Consider the following 20,855-nt stretch of genomic DNA (forward strand, 5'->3'; position numbering starts at 1 on the left):
AATAAATTTAAACAGATGAGTAGTTTTAAATTAGTCTAAACATGAGGAGGAATAGCCATGTTATTAGAGTACTTTTATGATGAAAAATTAGCTCATGCTTCTTATTTAGTTGGTTGTCAAGAAAAGGGGAAAGCAATTGTTATCGATCCAGGACGATGTATAGAACAATACATGGAATTTGCAAAACAGTAAGAGTTAGACATAGTAGCTGTTGCGGAAACGCATATTCATGCTGATTTTGTATCTGGTGCTCAAGAACTTGCGTTACTCTATAATATAAAATTATATTTATCTGATGAAGGGACCGATGATTGGAAGTATCAGTATCTCCATCAGGTTCAACATCAACTAGTTAAAGACGGAAATGAATTTGAAATTGGTAATATAAAATTTCAAGTAATTCATACACCGGGACATACACCAGAGAGTATTTCATTTGTAGTTACCGATACTAAGCAAGATAATAATAAAAATGAACAGCCAATGGGCATTTTTACAGGTGATTTTGTCTTTGTTGGAGATGTAGGTCGACCAGATTTATTAGAAAGGGCAGTCGGTATTAAAGATAATGCCAACATAAGTGCTAGGCAGTTATTTAAATCTATACAAAGCATTAAAAATCTCCCAGATTATCTACAAATTTGGCCTTCACATAGGGCGGGAAGCGCTTGTGGAAAAGCATTAGGTGCAATTCCTTCTTCTACAATAGGGTATGAAAAAATGTTTAACTGGGCATTTAAAGTTGAAGAAGAAAATAATTTTGTGACAGCTTTATTAGCTGGACAACCCGAACCACCAAAATATTTTTCTATGATGAAAAAATTGAATAAGTTTGGCCCTCCACTTCGCAAAAAAAATACAATAAAAAAATTGATTCACTAGATGAATTTCAAAATGTAGTACATAGATTTGAACAAATTATTGATACAAGAGAACCTAAACACTTCGCTTCTGGACATTTTGAAGGAACTATTAATATTCCTTATAATAAATCTTTTACAACGTGGTGTGGTTGGCTATTAGAGTATCAAAAAGACACAATGTTAGTTATAGACTTAAGTCAAGTTACCATAAACGAAGTTATTAGAAATCTTGAATCAATCGGATTAGACTGTACCATTGCCTATGTATCTTCGAAAATACTTGAAGGTATCGATAATTTGGAAAAGTATAGGGAAAGTACAGTTGTTGAATTATATCAGGATATACAATCTGGGAAGTATCCTGTTATTGATGTACGAAATAAAAGGGAATGGGATGAAGGGCATCTTCCACATGCTATGCATATTATGCTGGGCAATCTCACAAATCATTTAGCAAAAATACCTTCAGAAGGTCCTATTATTGTACAATGCCGTTCTGGTATACGTTCTGCTATTGCGGCCAGTATTTTACAAAGAAAGGGCATAAAGGAAGTAATTAATTTACAAGGTGGATATATTGCTTGGTTAGAGGAGGGACTTTCTAATTGTAATTTAACAAAATAGGAAAAAGTCTTGGACTTTTTAGGTGATACAATGCAGTGTTCTTAATCTTTTGATTTAGGTAACTCTAATTTAACATTTTTCTGAAAGAAGTCTCTCACTTCTGAGTGTGAAGGTTAGAAATCCCACTTAGAAGTGGGAGGTGAAATTCTGGTTAGTCCTGGCCGGATATTATAATTTATATTAGATGAAAATATGAAATGGTGTGATTTCAGTCGCCATTGGCAGCAGCGTTGTATCAGAAGTTTGTGTACACTCTAAAAACCCAAAAAGAGATCCTTTCATTAAGGGTCTCTTTTTCTTTTCTAAAGTTTACTCACACAAATGATCTGCATATCAATGTATCTATGATAGACAGATCATTTGTATGATAATTTTTATAAATAATTACGGTGAAATTACATTACAGCTTTTAAAAGCTCTGCGACTAATGGAAGTACTCCACCTACAAACTTTAAAACTGCCATTGCGATTGTCATATAATTCCCTCCTCTTTTTGACTAGTAAGATGTGGTAAATCCTTATGTTTTCATTATAGTAAGCGCTTACATTAATATCAATTCATTTTAATATGCAATATTACATATTAAAATGAATTTTTGTATATCTAGTTAAACAGGTGGATTAAAAAGCCAATAATCATGCAGGGTTTTATGTAGGATTTTCAGATTCATCAACAAAGAAATAAGATTCTTGAAAGACTTTTGTAATATTTATGAGAGAGAAATGAAAGATTTGTTAGATATGATGCATGTGATGCGCGCAGATAGTAAAAACATTAGTGAAAATAAGAAGGGATTAAGGCATGTTTATGAAAAGAAAACTACCTATACTTACATTCTTAGCATTTATATTTAGTTTAATCGTTACTGTTTTTCCTACAAATTCTGCTTATGCAGCTGGGGATAATCGTATACTGGATATTTATGGAGATCCAGTCAAGACATCTAAAGATTATATATTGGTAAATAAATTTGTGCATGGTTACCTTATTCCCGAGCGTATAGCACCTGTAGGTAAGAATAGACTTGGAGTAACTTATGAGAAGTTTGCGGGTTGGCATTATGCAATTCAGTATAAAGACAAATCTTATTATGGTACTGCTGAAACTCATAAGGATACAAAAGGTAATGAGTACTATGGTACACCTATAAATTTTGAAAATCCAGATGGGGTAGAAAGTGATGGATATATAAGACATAATACGCCACTTACCATGTCGATGTGGATTGGGGGACCAAGTGCTGAGGCAGGAGGAGTTAAAAAATATATTAATGCAGGAAATCGTGGATGGATTTATTTTAGCGACCAATCAAAAAGTACGTTGACAGTTCAGGAAAAACATTCAAAGGAAATATTTTTTATAACAGGTAAAACTGACTATCTTAGAGATAAAATGGGAAGACCTACTGATTGGTACAATGCAGATCCACAAAATTCTGAGTATGGAGTTACATCATATTTCGGGCTAGAGACTTCAGGACAACCATTTTCAAATCAAGATAAACTTTGGGGAAGCGCTATGCCGCCACATCTTGCTGGTTATGAATTAGTGCCTTTACCATAGATTATATATCACATTCAAATTTATCCCGCTATTCGCGTGCAGTCAGCCTCCACCTTAAAATCTGGAAAAAGCAAAGAATTAAGGTAGGAGATAAATTGCCTGCAAAATCCTAATTCTTGAGGGGCGATTAAAGTGTAACGTTATATAACTGCACTAAATTAGTATGTGATGTGTCTGACGGTAATGAAAGAGAAAACCCTTTGAAGGAAAGTTAAATTATATATCAAATGGAGGAATACTTATGAAAAGAAAAATTTTAGCTATAGCTTCTGTAATTGCTTTAACAGCTCCTATCCAAAGTGTGGCGTTTGCACATGAAAATAACCACCAAGATCCACCAATTGCTCTAAGGTGGTCAGCAGAATCTGTACATAATGAAGGAGTAAGTTCTCATTTATGGATTGTAAATAGAGCCATTGATATTATGTCCCAAAATACAACTGTTGTGAAGCCCAATGAGACAGCTCTATTAAATGAATGGCGTACGGATCTAGAGAAAGGTATTTACTCTGCCGATTATGAAAACCCATACTATGATAATTCTACATTTGCTTCACACTTCTATGATCCGGATTCAGAAAGTACGTATATTCCATTTGCTAAACAAGCAAAACAAACCGGTGCAAAATATTTTAAATTAGCTGGTGAAGCTTATCAAAACAAAGATTTTAAAAATGCATTCTTCTATTTAGGATTATCACTTCATTATTTAGGGGATGTTAACCAGCCTATGCATGCAGCAAACTTTACTAACATTTCACATCCATTTGGCTTTCACTCAAAATATGAAAATTTCGTTGATACAGTGAAAGACAATTATAGAGTAACAGATGGAAATGGTTATTGGAATTGGAAAAGTGTAAATCCAGAAGATTGGGTTCATGCTTCGGCTGCAGCTGCAAAAGCTGATTTCCCATCAATTGTTAATAGTAATACGAAAAGTTGGTTTATAAAAGCAGCGGTATCACAAGACTCAGCAGATAAATGGCGTGCTGAGGTAACACCGGTAACGGGAAAACGTTTAATCGTATCACAGCGTATCACAGCTGGATATCTCCATTTATGGTTTGATACGTACGTGAATCAACAATAATAAATAAATTTACTCATAGCACGAATTAAATTAGTTCTGCCAAAAAAGTAATGTAGAAAGAGAAGGGGCTTTTACTAGAAAAGTCCCTCTTTTTCTGTTTCTTTTAAGTTAATTCTATTCATCTGTATAGTGTAATTATATTTGATATACAAATTATTTGTGTATCAAAGATGTCCTTATGAATATAACTTTATTTTAATTGACAAATGTTGATTGTTTAGTGAACGTAATTATTAAATAGAATTTAACGTTTATCTGAATTAAAACGAAGGTGGGGTAACTGAAAATAATACAATTGCAATTTCATTAAATTTATTTTCCCATTTATGTTTCAAATTTGCTAGTATTTTTACGCTATCACCAGCTTCTAATAGATATTTTTCCTCACCTAAATATAACATAATTTTCCCTTCTAAAATGACAGCAACTTCTTCACCTTTATGTCCTAAAGGATTTTCTGATGAAGAGGTATTTGGAGGAACATTCATAATTGCTGTCGCCAGATTGCCAGTACAATCAGGTGACAATAACTCATATGATAAATTACCAACGATCATTTCCTTACGTGTATTGGATCTTACGATTAAGTCATCTGTGTTTGTTTCTTCAATAAAAAAACTAAAGGTTGGAACATCAAGGTTTTTAGCTAAGACCTTTAGGGTTTGTATAGAGGGATTAGCTAATCCTCGTTCAATTTGACTTAACATTGAAGGGGTAATCGCAGCTAATTTTGCTAACTCCCTACTACTCAATCCTTTATCTTTTCTGTATTTTCTCACTTTTTTACCGATGTCAATATTTTCCACGTCTATACTCCTTAATGTTTGCTGAATTAAATTAAATTTAATTAAATGTATTTAATTAAATTTAATTAATGCGATAATTTTATGTTAAACTAAATTATAATTTAACATTTTAATCGCTACAAGCAAATATAGGTGCAATCATTTGTTATACAAGGATTAATTATAGAAATATTTCTTTTGTAATTGATCAAGGAAAAAAGGAGATTATATATATGAAAAAGAGAATTGTAATTATAGAAGATGAAGATAATATTCGAGATATATGTAAGCGGTACTTAGAAAGAGAAGGGTATGAGGTATACACCGCTGTAAACGGAGAAGAAGGTTGGAACTTATTTCAACAATACCAACCAGATATTATTATTTTAGATTTAATGATACCGAAAAAAGATGGCTGGGAATTATGTGAGGAAATTCGACAACACTCTAATGTTCCGATTATTATCTTAACTGCTAGGGGAGAAGAAAGAGATAGAATTTTGGGATTAACAATGGGTGCAGATGATTATGTAACAAAGCCATTTTCACCTCGTGAATTAGTATTAAGGGTACAAATTATATTGCGAAGAGGGAATCAAGCAACAGTACAAATACAAGAACCAGTATCAGAGATGGTAAAGTTCCTAGATTTAGAGATTCATCCAAAGAAAAGACGAGTATTTGTTTGTGGTCATGAAATTGAGTTAACAGTGAAAGAATTTGAAGTACTTTATATAATGGCAAAACATCCAAGACAAGTATTTTCACGATCTCAACTTCTTGAACAAATTTGGGATTTTGAGTATGAAGGGTGTACAAATGCAGTAACAGTTTTAGTAAGTCGACTCCGTGAAAAATTGGAGAAGCATACAACAAAAAACCGTTGGATTCATACAGTTTGGGGCATAGGTTATCGTTTTGAGCCGGATAGAGAAGATGAAATATGAAATTACGTTATCAATTGTTATTAATGAATTTATTGAGTACGAGTATCATATTAATTTCTATCTGGTATAGTGAAAGGCAAATGTTACTTAGGCCCGAACAAACACGGTTATTAATAGGAATTGTAATTGTAGCGCTGATTTTCTCAACTATTATTTATTGGTTAATGACACGTCCAATTATGAAATCTATTCAAAATTTAATCGCATTAACCAAACAATTTAGTGATAGACATTTTGAGACGATGTATATTATAGGGAAAGAACCAGAGGAATTTAAAGAATTGGCGACAGCTTTTCAGCAAATGGCTAAAAAACTAGAAGAGGGCTTTACTAAGTTAGAAAAAGGAGAAAGAGCACGTACTGAACTGATTGCAAATATTTCTCATGACTTACGAACCCCTATGGCTAGTATACAACTGATGATAGAAGCATTACAGGATGATTTAATTGAAGATCCTGATATAAAAATGCAATATCTAACGACAATTTTAAACGAAATACAAAGATTAGATGGGTTAATTAATAATTTATTTGAACTTTCTAAGCTAGAACTTGGACAAGAAACTTTTCATCCAAGTTTAACACATGTAGACAGCATTCTGTTAGAAGTACTAGATTCACATGCTATTTTATTGAAGGATAAAAACATTCAGTTGCAACTGTGCGTCTCAGATACAACACCACGAATTTGGATTATGCCATGTAAAATAGTACGGGTTATCAGTAATTTATTACATAATGCAATTCGGCATTCTCCTATATGTGGCACAATTGAGTTGATTGTAGAGGAAAATAAACAGAAACAGCAAGTTCAATTTACTTTACGAGACGAAGGAGAAGGGATTTCTATAAATGATCAATTGCGCATATTTGAACGTTTTTTTAGAACAGATCCATCAAGAAGTTCACAATCTGGGGGATCTGGACTTGGATTAGCCATTGTAAAATCACTAGTTGAAATGCACAAAGGCGAAATTGGTGTTCGAGATCGTTCTGATGGGAAACAGGGATGTGAATTTTGGTTTACTCTTCCCGTTACATCAGAGAAGAAATAATAAGGGTTGAAAGACTTTTGTAATAGTTATGTTATAGAAATGATAGTTCTTCTTGTTAACATATTTGCAAGCACTATGTTACAGGAGGATTTTTACTTTATGAAAATAAAAAATGTATTGTTTATCGGGGGAATTATAATGGTTGGGGGAATTTTATGGTTTTTATTCCGCCCAGAAAAATTATTTATTGATAAGCAAATTAATGAAGTATTGCCACAAACAGAAATAAAATCAAAAGAAGTTCAACAACAAGAACGAGTAATAAGCAAAGGACAGTTTCAGAATGGTGTTCATGAAACGACTGGAATAGCAACAATCTATCAATTAGCTGATGGGAAACGTGTTCTAAGACTTACCAATTTTGAAACGTCTAATGGCCCAGATGTTCGAGTGGTGTTGGTTCCTACGAAAAGTTTAAAAAATAATGAAGATGTTAAAAACTATCAGTATATTGAATTAGGTAAGTTAAAGGGAAACAAAGGATCTCAAAACTATGAAATTCCTGAAGATGTAGATATCGATGCATATGGTTTAGTTTCTATATGGTGTAAGAGATTTAATGAAAATTTTGGTATGGCTCATTTTGAGAAATAAAATAAGATATAGGAAAATATTGATATGAATATAGGCTATGCGGTCATTCATAAAAGAATGTTAATAATTTCGTAACCAGTACAATTATACTTCTATATATAACAAGCATAATTGTTTAAGCACCTTCTTTGAGATTAAGGTGCTTTTTCATATTAATTACTTCTAGCAGTCTGTCAAAGTTTCAGAGATTAGTTACAGTTACTCCGAAGTTTTTGCATAAAAAATCAACGAAAGACTTTTGTAACACTTATGAAAGTAAATCGAAAGGTATTTAAGCTATGCTGTACATATCAAAGGTGATCTTATTTTTATCCGCGGTAAAAAGTATAAGCAATGTACAGTATAATTTCATCTTTTTAATTATTGAGAACTTATGATAGAAGCGGTTCTTGCAGTATTATTCTGCTAATTTTCAACCTATTTTAAATAACATGAGCAGTATAAGCCTAAACTATCACATCTACCTTTATTTTCATTTCTTCGTTTATGAAATCTTACAAAAGTGTCATCTTTATGTAAGCTTATTAGATAGTTCATTCACTAGTTCAATGTAATAATAAAAGTATAAGAAATAATAAATTTTTAGATGATATAGGAGAGTGTCAGTAATGATTGTAACAACAACTTCAACGATTCAAGGAAAAGAAATTATTGAGTATATTGATATTGTCAACGGTGAAGCCATTATGGGGGCAAACATCGTACGTGATTTATTTGCTTCTGTTCGAGATATTGTTGGTGGTCGTTCGGGAGCGTATGAAAGTAAATTGAAAGAAGCACGTGACATTGCAATGGAAGAAATGAAAGCTCTCGCAAAGCAAAAAGGGGCAAATGCAATTGTTGGTGTTGATGTGGACTATGAAGTAGTACGTGATGGAATGTTAATGGTTGCTGTAAGTGGTACAGCTGTGCGTGTATAAAATAAAAGCATAATGAAAGCATCTCGCCAAGAGTGAGGTGCTTTCACTTTTTTACAAAATTAGAGAGTTGAAATATATGAAAGAAGCTTGTATTTTATCAACTGGAACTACCCGCCTCCTACGCTCTGCTCAGAGTTGGGCGCTTCTCAGGTCCACGGCGAAAGGAAACCTTTCGTCTCCCTGGCCGTTACTTCGGGTTATTCTACCCCTATATGTCCAATATTTGGACGTTGTTTTTTACGATTGGAATTTTATGCAGGACCCGAACGGATTGGTTTTTGCACTATGTTTTTTTCTGCAATCTTATATATCAAGTCATCAAAGAACTTCATGTATCTAGTTTATCAGAAAATCTTTTGGCTGTGCCATCTATCGTTGAGCCAGCACCCTACACATGCTTAAGGTAGGAGAACTCTTTCGGATAGAGTTTTAAAGTAAGTTTAGTGTTTTCTACACCATTACATATAATAAACCAGATGTTTTGCTATGTAATAAGTTTATTCATCTTCACCCTATTTGTTGATGGAATGTACTTTCACAAAAATTGAGGAGATAGGATTCTTATCTAAGGTTAGTTAAAAGGAGAAAATTTTGGTGAAAAAAAGTAGGATAGCTACAATAATATCGATTTTAATACCAGTTTTATTGGTTGCATTCATAATTAACTTCATAATTGAATTTATTATAACTGTATTTCAGGGAGTCTCTATTGTTTTACCTTTATTTCTTTGTCCTATAGGATTTCTTTTAGCTATTTGCTTTTACGAAACAGATAAAAATATTGGAGTAAAGATTGGAATAATATTAAATGTGTTAGTATTCTTGATTCCTTTTATTTTTATTATATTTAGTTCTGAGGCAAAGTTAAAATGACAGAGCATACAATGCATATATTGCAAGTGAAATTGTATCTTATTTATTGGTAGAAATGTTAAATGCGTAACTAAAAAGGATTTTAAGTTTTGAGAAAATTACTCACCTTCAACATAGTTTGCTCACACAAATGCTTTTAAAAGCTCTTGTAAGAATGGAAGTAATCCACCTACAAATTTTAAAACTGCCATTGCGATTTCCATCTTATTTCCTCCTTTTGTTTACTTATTTAGATGTGATAATCTTTATAATCCCATTATGGTAAGCGCTTACAAAAATATCAATGTATTTTAATATGCAATATTTAATAATGATATGTGCTTTAAATTGTTATAATAGAAAAGCAAAATTCTACAATATTTTTCGATTAAGAACTATTGAACATGAAAGTTTTCCAACTTAAAAAGTATATGTCAAAGTTCTATAATGAAAATAAAAATGAAATCGAATATTCAATAGAATCTGTATTAAAATTTACAAAAATAAATGTAGATTAAGTAAATTTACGGGAGTTTATTAGGCTGAAAGGATGCGAATGTCATACAGGTTATTAGTAAATAACAATTTTTAATTTTGATGAATATGTTGGCTTATCAAAAAATGATAAAATAGTTACAAAAATGGTAAAATTTGTAACTATAAAGACAAAGGGGAATCTCTATGAAATTGCTACGTTCATTTCTCATTCTCACTCTTGTTGTATTGTTAAGCACATGTAATACAGCAATACAAGTCACAAAGGTTCAAAAAAATGGCGAAACGACTTTAAAAATTGGCTCCCTGCAAGGGTATCACGATGTGCAAACGATTAAAGCTGAAAAAGGAAATGTGGAAATTCCTTATGAGGCATCCGTTGAAGAAGGTACGATTTTATTGCAAGTCACAAAAGACGATAAGGTCATTTATGAAGAAGAATTTACTTTTCAAAAAGAAGATTTGCTTTCTTTTGAAGCGCCAAAATCCGGATCATATGATTTAATTGTACGCGTGAAGGGTGAAGAAGAGAAAGCGAAAGGAATTCAAATACATACGAAGCTATGAAAAAACGGCAAGCGGAGTGTACCCGCTTGCCGTTTCCATTTCCAGTTGGTTCTGGCACAACATATGCTCATCAATTTAAGAAGTAAACGTAAAGTAACTCCAAAATATACAATAAAAGTTGATTTTGGAGTTATCTTTTGTTTATTAACAACATTTGTCTTTCATTGCTTTCATCATAGACACAGTAGAATTCATCATTTCATTACATTCTTGCATTTTATTCATCATAGATTTATCCATTTCTACATCCATCTGTATCATATTGTTCATCATCATGTTCATACATTTCATTTCACACATCATCTTTTCCATAGACATCATCATGTTTGTTTTTCCTACCATCATTGTTTTTTCCATTATAGCATCCTCCTAAATTTTTATGTCTTACAAATATAGGAATTCGTTTTTGTTTTACAAATACCTCTAGATTTTGTGATTGCTAAATGTTTAGAAATAATTTTCTTGATAAAAAGAAATTTATTTAGGGAAACGAGGGATTGATATAGGTTTTAATTCAAAGTTGAAAATGATGAAATATGGATTCTGAAATGGAAAAAGTTGTTCAAATTCATTTAATCTATGGTTTATCGAGGCTATTCTTAACGGTTACGTGAAAATACATAAATTTTTTTATATGTAATCAGTGAATGGTAATGAGAAACCTGCGGATGGTAGAAATATAAGGTTGGACAGATTAACTAAGATTGCTATCATATTTATCAAAAATGCAAATTTACATAAAAAATAAAGTTGACTATTCCACCTAGCTGTAACTATAATTGTTACAGCTAGGTGGAATCTTATACACTTGATGGAATTAATAAATCATTAAGTTGTGGTAAGAGCAAAGATTTCAAAACGAATAGGAGATGAAAATATAAGTTTATGTATCTAAGAAACTAGTTCAAAAAGAAATTAGAGAATATATACTTTATGATTGGTATATTCTTCGGAAAAATATTAAAAAATATATTTGAGGTGCACATTTTGAAAATTTTTAAGGGAATTCTAATATCTTCAATTGCGCTTACAACATTTACTGGATTAGGAGATATATTTTCTAGTAAAGAATCTAGTATTGCGTATGCTGCTAGTAACAATTATTCAAATGAACAAATAAAATCTGATGTAAATAAGCAAGCTACTAAACAATTAATTGTAAAATTCAAAAATGAAGCAAATTTGCCGTCAAAGGATGGTATTGAGAAATACATACTAGAAGAAAAGTATGATGCGAAATTAACAGAGATTTTCACCGAGTTTCCAAATATAACTTTAAATCGACTCTTTAGATCTTTAAATCCCACAGAAATAAAAAATCTAGGTGAAGAAGTACAAGAAACAGATCATAGCTCGTCTAATTTGTTAAATTATTATAGTGTACAAGCACCTGTTGATGTTAATGTACAAACATTACTCATAAAGTTTGAGAAATCTCCTCTTGTAGAGACTGCATATTTACAAGAAAAACAAGCACCACCCGAAGTACAATTACCAGCCTTATCTGTTAATCCATATGATGAGCCTAGACTTGAAAGGCAAGGGTATCTTGAAGCAGCACCATTAGGAATTAATGCTCCATATGCTTGGAGTATTAAAGGGGGAGATGGAAAAGGGACTACTTTTGTAGATATGGAGTATGGTTGGTTAGTAAATCATGAAGATTTAGTAAACCAAAATATTGAGCTTATATCTGGACAAAATAAGAGCGAACATCATGACCATGGGACCTCTGTCCTAGGGATTGTTTCTGCAGAAGATAACAACAAAGGAAATATTGGAATCGCTCCCAGAGCAAAAGTAAAGGTTGTATCTCAAATAAGAGACAACGGTAGTTATAATACAGCCGATGCTATTTTAAGTGCAGTTTCTAATTTACAAGCTAGCGATATATTGTTATTAGAAGCGCAAGCAACTTATGATGGATATGGAGAAAAATACTTACCTGTAGAAGTAAAACCAGACATTTTTGACGCTATTCGCTTGGGTGTAAACAAAGGAATTATTATAGTTGAAGCCGGTGCGAATGGTGGAAATGATTTGGACCAATTTAGAGATCGTAACGGTAAACAAGTTTTAAATCGTAATAGTCCTGACTTTAAAGATTCAGGTGCTATTATAGTGGGGGCAGCTTCTGCAAGGGTCCCTCATACTCGTTCATATTTCTCTAACTATGGTAGCAGGATTGATGTATACGGATGGGGAAATGCCATTGATACAACAGACGCTAAAGCAAATCAATACATGACCAATCTTTATACATCTAGCTTTGGCGGAACATCAGGTGCGTCACCTATAATTGCAGGTGCTGCGGCATCAATTCAAGGTATTGCAAAAGCGAACTCGGGTAAAATGTATACACCAAGTCAATTAAGACAAATTTTAAGTAATCCTCATACAGGAACAAAGTCTAAGGATCCAATATCTGATAAGATTGGTGTTTTGCCAGATTTAAAAGCTATTTTATCAAATCTTGGTTTTTCTCCGAATCTAAGTAACGATTCTCCTATCGTATTCCCAGAGGATCCAGGATTGAATAGAGCAGATGAAAAATCTACTATAACATTCCCAGAAGAGAATAAAAACAATGAAGAAAAAGGAGGTTCGAGTTTTGTATTTCCAGAATAATAGCAAAGATATCTCGGGATTTTAGAAAGTGATTTTATGTAAGTAAATATATTACCAATCAGCCAGGTGCTTAAAAAGCCTTGGCTTTTTTGTATATCTCAAAATATAGCTTGATAATGGTCTATAAATCTATGGTATTAGTTTTTCTTGTAAGTATAAGAAAATGTAACGTTTGGGCATGTTTTTTACTTTTGTAATAATTAAATGACAAAATTATAAAAAATGTTACATTTTAATTACAAATAGTATTGTATATCTAGATATTAAGTAATATAATTATATTTATGGAAATAAAAACTAAAATTAATCAATATTTGGGGGATATGGAAAATGAAGAAAGTTATTTTACCGATTTTAATGTCTGCAATGTTTGTAGTTCCTGCTGTATCTCATGCAGAAAATCAAGAAACTATGAAACAGAGTGCTCCAAAAACAGAACAAACAATACAGCAAACGGGTTGGGTACAAGATGGAGAGCGCTGGTATTATATAAATTCAGATGGCAGGGGAAAAACAGGTTGGGTACAAGAAGGGAAGGATTGGTATCACATTCATCGTGGATTAATGGAGACCGAATGGGTAACAGTTGACGGTGAATGGTATTATATGAATGAAGATGGAAAGATGCAAACAGGCTGGTTACAAGGGAATGGTACATGGTACTATATGAATGAAGATGGAAAGATGCAAACAGGTTGGGTAAAAGATAAGGGTACATGGTACTATATGAATGAAGATGGAAAGATGCAGACAGGTTGGATACAAAAGAATGATAAATGGTATTATATGAATGAAGATGGTGCAATGCAAACAGGCTGGTTACAAGAGAATGGAAACTGGTACTATTTACAATCTAACGGTGCTATGGCAATAGGTGAACATTTAATTGATGATACTTGGTATACATTTAAAGATAATGGTATCCTAATTGGTGGATAGATATAAGAAAAAGTAGGGGGTATTACCCTACTTTTTTATTTACAAGGACTTTGATATTAATTGTTTGTACATTTAAAAGTACTATAGAATTTAATTCTTTAATTATAAAATATTAATTTGTCTATGATATCAAAGATAGTGCGTAAATTAAACAGACAAAATTTTATTTTTAGTCGTATCACTAATGGTTTTAGGTGTTGGTTCATATAAAGAGTTCAATAATTTATTGTATTCACTTCTTGTAATTTCTTTATTATATAATTGAATCATTAAATCTTTATGTTCTTTTGAAAAAGCCATTTTGTTAAAAAATTTAGGATACATATAATTATTCTCTCCATTTCATGTCAATTCTAAAGTGTTATAATACGTACCTTTTTAAATTTGTTATGTTTAATAAAATATATAAAAGCCGTTATCTATTCGATAAAGGCTTAGTAGCTGTTGTAACTTAGTATAAAAAGTCAGACGTCTATTGAAGTATAACATAATAATTATAATATATTAAGATTTAATGTAATTTTGCATAAATATTTTTTATTTATCATTTTAACCAAGAAGACTTCCTTCTCTAAACAAAGTGAAAGTGGAGAGATCAATATATAAGCATGCTACGATACTTGGAGGTAGTTCGAACATTGGATATTCACTATATTAATGTGAATTAATATAGTGAATTATAAAAAAGAAGAGTCCTTAATAAGAGGACTCTTCTTTCTGAATAATAGATTATGGATAGGATTTGAATATCTATTAACTAGATATTTCTTACCTAAAGTTAGTTAAAGCTTTCTATAAGTATACTAAAACAAACTTTTCCCAGTTCCCCGCTACATAGCTATTTGTTAGTAACTCCCTACCGCCGCCACCATATGCTGAAACGAACAGTCCATTGCTAAGAGCTTTTATAACATAGATTCTGTTATCGCCACCATTATATAATATAAATTTTTCCCAGGTTCCAATAGATGTACGATTTGCTATTACTCTACCATTTGGTTCAAATGATACATACTTCCCATTACTTTTTGCTTTTAATGCATAAGTATATAGCTCACCAGTTGGAATTAATTCAAATTTTCCCCAATCATTAATAGTATTACGATTTGCTACGACGTTACCGTTTGGTTCAGCTGATACATATTGTAAATTAGCGGCTTGAATAGCTACAGTCCAAGTACCATTAGAAAAATTAATTGCCTTTAGTGAATCAGTGTTTGCTTCACTGGCTGCTACTGGTTTACTTGATGGAAAAAATAGCCCTATAAATATAATAAGTGACAACATAATAATAGAGAGCCTTGTGAACTACCCGCCACTTAACGCCCTTACGAATTGTTTGAAGTGGGTGCTTCTTGGGAAGTAGATACTTTTATTAGCTATCTATATTTACTAAGCTATCCCCGTCGCACCGACGGTTCGTATTTGTAGCGCAAAAAATACCAATTTTAGTTCTTGGTAAGAACCCACCGTATTTGAGCGATTATGACTGTTTTATCCATATCAACGTCATGGCTTGGTTTTCGCTATTTTGATATGGTGACGAGTTGATTGAAGATTTTACGATACGAATCTTTTCTCGTATCAACCTCATATCTTCAGTTTTCAAAGAACAATCTGTATGTAATGAGTTTACTACAATCCTTTGGCTAGTGCCAAACCGAAATTCATCTCCCACCTATCGTTGGGCTATCGCCCTGCACACACTTGAGGAAGGAGACTTCTTTCGGAAAACGTTAAATAAACTATTACCTTTTGAATGTAGTACATAGTCTTTCATATAAGTTCCTCCTCTGTTTTTAAATTATTACAAGTATATTATACTAATTTTGTAAAATTCGGAATAATTGCTAGTATTTATCAATAAATGACTCGCTATTCTGTTTGTTTTTGGGAAAAAATATTTCCTATAAGAAGAGTATGATACCTTTTAGTATTGTAAAGATTCGAAGGTTGGGTAGGAGAGGAGTTATATTAAAGGGGAATGATATGTATATAAAAACGTGGAGAAGAATTCTTATACTTCTTCTCCACGTTTCATATACTTGAACTTATATTTTCACTAGATATTTATTGTAATCAATAAATAATAAATGCCCACTCTTACTAGTATAGCATTTAAATTGTCTAGAGTTTATGAAATATTGCATACCGAAACTCATTGCTAATTGAGATATTTTAATATAATATAAAGTTATCAAAATTAAATATTCAGAAAATTAAAGGAGGTACTATTTATAGTTAATAAATCAATGGTTTTAACGTAGATTAGTGAGGTTTTTGTTAGAGGTTGTTCTTATAAAAATATTTATTTAGTATAATATTTTACACTTATTTCTATATAATGCAGTATTAAACAATTTGTTCTTGAATTAAATAATTAAGATTTTAATTATAAAATATCTAATTTAATATTCATTATAAAATTTTCAAAAAATTGATGTAAGACTTTTGTTATACTTTTGTGAGAAAAACGAAAGATGTCTTTATTAAGATATTTTTAGAAAGTTCAAAGAAAGAGGTAACAGAGCTACAGTATCATTACTACTGTATTAACTATATATTCGAAACAATTTTATATAGTTACTCTAGAACTAGTACTACCAAACCTCTAATCTATTTTATTAAGAAAAAATTATCTAACTAATTGGAGGAATTATTGTGAAAAAAACTTTAATCACAGGCTTATTGATTACAGCAGTGTCTACAAGTTGCCTAACGCCTATAAGTGCTTTCGCAGATAGTAATCAAACAGAATTTAAACAAACAAGTGTTCAAAATATCACGGCTAAAAATACAATATCAAATTCGATAAGAACTTTAGGATCAAACATGCCTTTAGTACAAGCTTACGGATTAGTTATTTTACAACAGCCAGATATTAAAGTAAGTGCTATGAGCAGTTTGACAGATTTTCAAAAGATCGCAAAAACGAATGTCCGTGAATGGGTAGATGAGTATAATCCGAAGTTAATGGATCTAAATCAAGAAATGATGAGATATAGTACAAGATTTAATAGCTATTATAGTAAATTATATGATTTAGCTGGAAAAGTGAATGAAGATGGACAAGCGAAAATAGATTTTGTAAGCGCCTTCGGTAGACTTCATGGTCAGTCACAAACAATTCAAGATGACATGGAACAAACTTTACTTGAATTAAATCGCTTTAAAGCTTTGTTGGATAAAGATAATGCGAGTCTATCTCAAAAGGCTGAGACAGCAATTCAATCATTAAAGGGTTCAAATGGAGATATTGTACAAATAAGAGCGGATATTAAAAGAATTCAAGAAGAGATTCAAGCGGAGCTTACAAAGATTTTAAATCGACCAAATGAAATTATTAAAGGATCGATTAATATCGGGAAGCAAGTTTTCACAATTACGAATCAAACAGCTCAGACAAAAACGGTAGATTTTGTATCAATTGGGTCTCTTAGCGATGAAATTGTAAATGCTGCAGATAGTCAAACAAGAGAAGCTGCGAATAGAATTCAGCAGAAGCAAAAAGAATTACTACCACTTATTCAAAAGTTATCACAATCTGAAATTCAAGTAACTGAAATTACATTTATTGAAGATCAGGTAAAAAGTTTTACGGAGCTAATTAATAGACAAATCACAACCTTGGAGTATTTGGTAAATGATTGGAAGTCAGTTAATGAAACTATGCTTCAAATGAAAGAGAATCTTGCAGCAGGTGTTTCTGTCGATAGTACTACACTCCAAAAACAATTCAGTCAACTTAAAAGAGTAAATGATGAGATGGCTAAACAAACGAAGCAATTTGAGGATTACGTGACAAATGTAGTGGTGCATTAAATTTTTACAAACAATACATCACAATAATTAATGATATAGGGAGAGAAGAAAAATGACAAAAAAACCTTATAAAGTAATGGCTCTATCAGCAATCATGGCAGTAGTTGCGGCGGGAAATATCCTGCCTGCACATACATATGCAGCGGAAAGTACAACAAAACCAATTCCGATTCATGCTAGTGTATCAGATGCATCCGACAAATACTCTGAGTATTCACTAGGGCCAGATGGTCTAAGAGCTGCAATGGAACGAACAGGTTCAAATGCTTTAGTAATGGACCTGTATGCGTTAACAATTATTAAACAAGCCAATGTTAATTTTAATGGTATAACGACAGTTGATGATTCTTTAAAAACAAAAGTCGTTCATCATCAAGATATTGCTAGAGGAAATGCAAATCAGTGGTTAGATACAATTAAACCGCAATTGATTTCTACGAACCAAAATATTATTAATTACAATACGAAATTCCAAAATTACTATGATACGCTAGTAACGGCTGTAGATAATAAAGACAAAGCAACACTTACAAAAGGGCTTACAAGATTATCTGCTAGCATTACAGAGAACAAAGAAAAAGTAGACAAGTTAGTAGAAGACCTAAAAAAATTCCGAAATAAGATGACAGCAGATACACAAAACTTTAAAGGTGATGCAAATCAATTAACGTCTATTTTAGCAAGTCAAGATGCTGGAATCCCACTTATGCAAAATCAAATCACAACGTATAATGAGGCAATTGGCAAATATAACGCAATTATCATTGGCTCATCAGTTGCAACAGCTTTAGGTCCAATCGCAATTATTGGTGGAGCAGTTGTAATTGCGACTGGAGCAGGGACTCCACTAGGAATTGGACTTATTGCAGGTGGTGCAGCAGCGATAGGAGGAGGAACAGCTGGTATTGTTTTAGCGAAGAAAGAACTTGATAATGCACAGGCAGAAATCCAAAAGATAACAGGCCAAATTTCGCAAGCTCAATTACAGGTAGCTGGATTAACGAATATTAAAAATCAAACTGAATATTTAACAAATACGATCGATGTAGCTATTACTGCACTGCAAAACATTTCAAATCAATGGTATACAATGGGATCAAAATATAACTCTTTACTGCAAAATGTTGAGTCTATTAGTCCTAACGATCTTGTTTTCATCAAAGAAGATCTAAGTATTGCTAAAGATAGCTGGAAAAATATTAAAGATTATGCTGAAAAGATTTATGCTGAGGATATTAAAGTAGTAGACACAAAAGCGTAATATTACTTGATTAATACTAGCGTTACATATTAATGCAAAATGAGTTTTTAGAAAGGCTTCATTGTAGAGAGAAGGATGAGTATTTTCTTGAATTCAATTAACCATAGTTTATAAATGCATATTATGTACATGCAAGTCTCCTGTTCAATTTTGAATAGGAGACTTCCTATATATTAGTGGAACCAAATAAGGATTATAAAATAAGAACATCTTACAATTTTGTTTGCATATATTCAGAATTTAATTGTTAATTTCTCTGAAAATATAATAAAACGGTTTAATATATTCCATTTCACGCTTAGGTTTTTTAGGGAGTGAAATGCTCGACAAGTTTTTGAATCCTTATAAAAGAGTAGGTGAGAAAAATATGAATAAGAGATTTTATAAAAAAATAGTTCTATCAATGCTGATTGCAGGTGTCACAATAAGTAATGTATCCCCACTACATACTTTTGCAACAGAGCAAGTAGTACAAAATAAATTAGCACATCAGGAAGAAAGCAATAAAAAATACTCTCTTGGACCTGAGGGGCTCCAAAATGTAATAGAAAAAATGACATCTAGTGCACTTGTAATGGATTCATATGCCCAAACAATTCGTAAACAACAAGAAACGGATCTTAGCAAGATAAGCTCTATAAATAGTGAATTACGAGAAAATATGATTAAACACCAAAAAGATGCTCAAACGAATGCAGCATATTGGTTAGATGCTATTAAACCTCATATTACGGATATTAATCAAAATATTATTAATTACAATGATATTTTTCAAGCGCATTATAGTACTTTACTTACATCTCTTGATCAAAAAGATATTGTAAGATTTAAAAATGAATTGGAAAGACTGTATCATAGCATTTTGGAAAATAAGAAAGCAGCGGACAAGTTATTAGAACAACTCAAAACATTTCGAAATAACATGGCAGTAGATACGAAAAGTTTTAAAGAAGATTCAAATCAGTTGACGTCTATTTTAGAAAGTACGAACGCTGGTATTCCTCTTCTACAACAACAAATCAATAGCTATAACGACTCGATTAAAAAAAGTCATGATATGATTATTGCTGGTGGAGTGCTTTGTGCTACAGGAATACTTTGTCTTGCGGGTGGACCTATGATTGCTACTGCGAAAAAAAATATTTCATCCGCAGAGCAAGAAATTCAAAAATTAAAGTTGAGAATATCTGGATCGCAAGAGGAATTAGTTATTTTGACGGATGTTAAAAATAAAACTGTATTTATGACTGAAACAATTGATACAGCTATTAATTCTCTTCAAGATATATCTGATCATTGGTATACAATAGGAGCTAAATATAATTCTTTGATTCAGAACGTAGAAGTGATAAGTCCTGAGGAATTTACTTTTATAAAACAAGATCTCAATACTGCTAAAGATAGTTGGCAAGATATTAAAAATTATGCGAATAAGCTATCTGAAGGTACTAAAATAATTAGAAAAGCATTGTAACCTCTTTGGGTGGGAGGCTAATCCATATACTCTTTATAGCATTTAGACGAAGTGAATGGATTAGCTTCATTGTAGACAATAAGATTTCCTTATTTGTAAGTGGCGAAGAACATATTATAGAAATTAAATATGGAAACCACACTTGTTTAAAAATATGAGTAAGGAAATAGTGAACTAAGAATGTTATGTGTATGTTCTTTATTCGATTGAACTACTCACCACTTAACATCCTTACGGACTGTTTAAAGTGGGAGATTCCTAAGTACAGAGTTCTATCGAACTCTAATGGATTAGGCTATCCCCGTAGTTCCTACGGTTAAGAGACGAATTGCTTCGTTTCTAAGATTGAGCGCTGCATTTCGATCTCTATCG

At 32.0% G+C, this 20,855-nt stretch carries 17 protein-coding genes and 2 pseudogenes; 14 read left to right on the top strand and 5 right to left on the bottom strand.

The genetic code is table 11. The annotated features are described in order from the left end of the window. The first annotated feature begins 57 nt into the window (after positions 1-57). The 3 genes and pseudogenes from AAIE21_RS25205 (at position 58) to AAIE21_RS25215 (ending at position 4,144) form a co-directional block, all read left to right on the top strand. Positions 58-1,487: pseudogene (locus AAIE21_RS25205) on the top strand (MBL fold metallo-hydrolase). An 802-nt stretch (positions 1,488-2,289) separates the two neighbouring features. After that, positions 2,290-3,051, top strand: a complete 762-nt coding sequence (locus AAIE21_RS25210) for a hypothetical protein (RefSeq protein ID WP_343269257.1) — start codon at positions 2,290-2,292, stop codon at positions 3,049-3,051. Between the two features lie 241 nt (positions 3,052-3,292). Further along, a complete protein-coding gene (locus AAIE21_RS25215) occupies positions 3,293-4,144 on the top strand; it encodes a phospholipase C (protein WP_343269258.1) in 852 nt (283 codons plus the stop codon). 260 nt (positions 4,145-4,404) lie between these two features. On the opposite strand, the gene AAIE21_RS25220 is transcribed toward AAIE21_RS25215, so the two are convergent. Next, entirely contained in the window at positions 4,405-4,950 is a 546-nt protein-coding gene (locus tag AAIE21_RS25220; RefSeq protein ID WP_343269259.1) for a helix-turn-helix domain-containing protein, read from the bottom strand. A 212-nt stretch (positions 4,951-5,162) separates the two neighbouring features. Between AAIE21_RS25220 and AAIE21_RS25225 the strand changes: the two genes are divergently transcribed. The 5 genes from AAIE21_RS25225 (at position 5,163) to AAIE21_RS25245 (ending at position 9,318) form a co-directional block, all read left to right on the top strand. Next, positions 5,163-5,876 (top strand): response regulator transcription factor, encoded by a 714-nt coding sequence (locus AAIE21_RS25225; RefSeq protein ID WP_343269260.1) that lies wholly within the window; start codon positions 5,163-5,165, stop codon positions 5,874-5,876. Beyond that, positions 5,873-6,931 carry a sensor histidine kinase gene (locus AAIE21_RS25230; protein ID WP_343269261.1) on the top strand — a complete coding sequence of 353 codons (1,059 nt, stop codon included), beginning with the start codon at positions 5,873-5,875 and terminating at the stop codon, positions 6,929-6,931. Before AAIE21_RS25225 ends, AAIE21_RS25230 begins: the two co-directional genes overlap by 4 nt. 99 nt (positions 6,932-7,030) lie before the next feature. Then, on the top strand, positions 7,031-7,525 hold the full coding sequence (locus tag AAIE21_RS25235) for a DM13 domain-containing protein (protein WP_343269262.1): 495 nt from the start codon (positions 7,031-7,033) through the stop codon (positions 7,523-7,525). A gap of 608 nt (positions 7,526-8,133) precedes the next feature. After that, on the top strand, positions 8,134-8,445 hold the full coding sequence (locus tag AAIE21_RS25240; protein ID WP_343269263.1) for a heavy metal-binding domain-containing protein: 312 nt from the start codon (positions 8,134-8,136) through the stop codon (positions 8,443-8,445). Positions 8,446-9,036: 591 nt separating this feature from the next. After that, positions 9,037-9,318, top strand: coding sequence for a hypothetical protein (locus AAIE21_RS25245; RefSeq protein WP_343269264.1), 282 nt, complete (start codon positions 9,037-9,039; stop codon positions 9,316-9,318). A 122-nt stretch (positions 9,319-9,440) separates the two neighbouring features. On the opposite strand, the pseudogene AAIE21_RS25250 reads toward AAIE21_RS25245, so the two are convergent. Then, positions 9,441-9,627, bottom strand: a pseudogene (locus AAIE21_RS25250) (hypothetical protein). A gap of 351 nt (positions 9,628-9,978) precedes the next feature. Between AAIE21_RS25250 and AAIE21_RS25255 the strand changes: the two are divergent. Further along, on the top strand, positions 9,979-10,359 hold the full coding sequence (locus AAIE21_RS25255) for a BA_1872 family lipoprotein (protein WP_343269265.1): 381 nt from the start codon (positions 9,979-9,981) through the stop codon (positions 10,357-10,359). A gap of 144 nt (positions 10,360-10,503) precedes the next feature. Here AAIE21_RS25255 and AAIE21_RS25260 read toward each other — a convergent pair whose 3' ends face one another. Continuing rightward, positions 10,504-10,716: a hypothetical protein gene (locus tag AAIE21_RS25260; RefSeq protein WP_343269266.1), complete on the bottom strand. Its 213-nt coding sequence runs from the start codon at positions 10,714-10,716 to the stop codon at positions 10,504-10,506. Between the two features lie 630 nt (positions 10,717-11,346). On the opposite strand from AAIE21_RS25260, the gene AAIE21_RS25265 reads away from it, so the two are divergent. Continuing rightward, positions 11,347-12,987, top strand: a complete 1,641-nt coding sequence (locus AAIE21_RS25265; protein ID WP_343269267.1) for a S8 family peptidase — start codon at positions 11,347-11,349, stop codon at positions 12,985-12,987. A gap of 330 nt (positions 12,988-13,317) precedes the next feature. Continuing rightward, complete coding sequence (locus AAIE21_RS25270; protein WP_343269268.1) at positions 13,318-13,926, top strand: N-acetylmuramoyl-L-alanine amidase family protein; 609 nt, start codon at positions 13,318-13,320, stop codon at positions 13,924-13,926. 147 nt (positions 13,927-14,073) lie between these two features. On the opposite strand, the gene AAIE21_RS25275 is transcribed toward AAIE21_RS25270, so the two are convergent. After that, positions 14,074-14,250 (bottom strand): hypothetical protein, encoded by a 177-nt coding sequence (locus AAIE21_RS25275; RefSeq protein WP_343269269.1) that lies wholly within the window; start codon positions 14,248-14,250, stop codon positions 14,074-14,076. Between the two features lie 468 nt (positions 14,251-14,718). Next, complete coding sequence (locus AAIE21_RS25280) at positions 14,719-15,213, bottom strand: fascin domain-containing protein (RefSeq protein WP_343269270.1); 495 nt, start codon at positions 15,211-15,213, stop codon at positions 14,719-14,721. A gap of 1,374 nt (positions 15,214-16,587) precedes the next feature. Between AAIE21_RS25280 and nheA the strand changes: the two genes are divergently transcribed. The 3 genes from nheA (at position 16,588) to nheC (ending at position 20,483) form a co-directional block, all read left to right on the top strand. After that, on the top strand, positions 16,588-17,748 hold the full coding sequence (gene nheA / locus AAIE21_RS25285) for a non-hemolytic enterotoxin subunit A (protein ID WP_343269271.1): 1,161 nt from the start codon (positions 16,588-16,590) through the stop codon (positions 17,746-17,748). Between the two features lie 52 nt (positions 17,749-17,800). Next, entirely contained in the window at positions 17,801-19,009 is a 1,209-nt protein-coding gene (gene nheB / locus AAIE21_RS25290; RefSeq protein ID WP_343269272.1) for a non-hemolytic enterotoxin subunit B, read from the top strand. Positions 19,010-19,376: 367 nt separating this feature from the next. Further along, complete coding sequence (gene nheC / locus AAIE21_RS25295; RefSeq protein ID WP_343269273.1) at positions 19,377-20,483, top strand: non-hemolytic enterotoxin subunit C; 1,107 nt, start codon at positions 19,377-19,379, stop codon at positions 20,481-20,483. The last annotated feature ends 372 nt before the right edge of the window (positions 20,484-20,855 follow it).

The sequence above is a fragment of the Paenibacillus sp. 102 genome, from assembly GCF_039549175.1.
Classification (GTDB): domain Bacteria; phylum Bacillota; class Bacilli; order Bacillales; family Bacillaceae_G; genus Bacillus_A.